The following is a 468-nucleotide window of genomic DNA, read 5'->3' on the forward strand; positions in this document are numbered from 1 at the left end:
TCCGTACCGCCCGCGCCTGCGGTGATGTCAATAAAGCAGTTGTTCGGGTCGGCGGGCTGGTTGAACATCCGTTTGAACTCCAAATCCGCCATCTGTTTTTCCAGCCCCGCCACATCTTCTTGCACGGCGGCGAAACCTTCTTCGTCGTTTTCTTCGACGGTCATTTCAATCAGCATGCGGTTGTCTTCGATGCCCGTCGCGATGTTGTCGAGCGTCAACACGATGCCTTCAAGGATTTTGCGCTCTTTGCCGATTTCTTGGGCGCGTTTCGGGTCGTTCCACAGCTCAGGGTCTTCGGAAAGGCCGATGACTTCTTCCAATCGGTCTTTCTTGCCCTGATAGTCCATATAGACGCGGATGTCTTCGCTGCGCTTTTCCAAATCGTTCAGGGTGTTGTTGAGCTGGTTGATTACTTCGGCTTCCATGATTCTTCTGTGCTTTCAAAATTTTAGGGGCGTATTGTAAGGG

The 468-nt window shown here is 52.1% G+C and carries 1 protein-coding gene; it reads right to left on the reverse strand.

Annotation, left to right across the window (positions count from 1 at the left end):
* Window positions 1-425: PCRF domain-containing protein (locus ACTHUR_RS20050; protein ID WP_440400549.1), on the reverse strand; the 425-nt coding region annotated here is incomplete at its 3' end.
* Between the last annotated feature and the right edge of the window lie 43 nt (window positions 426-468).

This window comes from Neisseria sp. P0021.S007, assembly GCF_051956855.1.